This window comes from Streptococcus pseudopneumoniae, assembly GCF_001068775.1.
Classification (GTDB): Bacteria; Bacillota; Bacilli; order Lactobacillales; family Streptococcaceae; genus Streptococcus; species Streptococcus pseudopneumoniae_N.
The window spans coordinates 1-334 of record NZ_JWAJ01000096.1 but is presented as its reverse complement, the minus strand read 5'-3'; the positions used below and the strand labels follow the sequence as shown (position 1 = coordinate 334).

The 334-nt window shown below is 38.6% G+C and carries 1 pseudogene; it reads left to right on the top strand.

Annotated elements, in window-relative coordinates:
- Positions 1-334: pseudogene (locus ADF68_RS04655) on the top strand (transposase); the annotation flags it as partial.

Below are 334 nucleotides of genomic sequence, written 5' to 3'. Positions count from 1 at the left end.
TGCTGAGGATACGGTGATTGTGGATGCAACAGAGGTAAAAATAAATCGTCCTAAAAAAATCAATTAGCCAATTATTCTGGTAAAAAGAAATGCCATGCTATGAAGGCTCAAGCGATTGTCACAAGCCAAGAGAGAATTGTTTCTTTGGATATCGCTGTGAACTATTGCCACGATATGAAATTGTTCAAAATGAGTCGCAGAAATATCGGACAAGCTGGTAAAATCTTGGCTGACAGTGGTTATCAAGGACTCATGAAGATGTATTCACAAACGCAAACTCCGAGGAAATCAAGCAAACTTAAGCCACTAACTCTTGAAGATAAAGCCTATAACC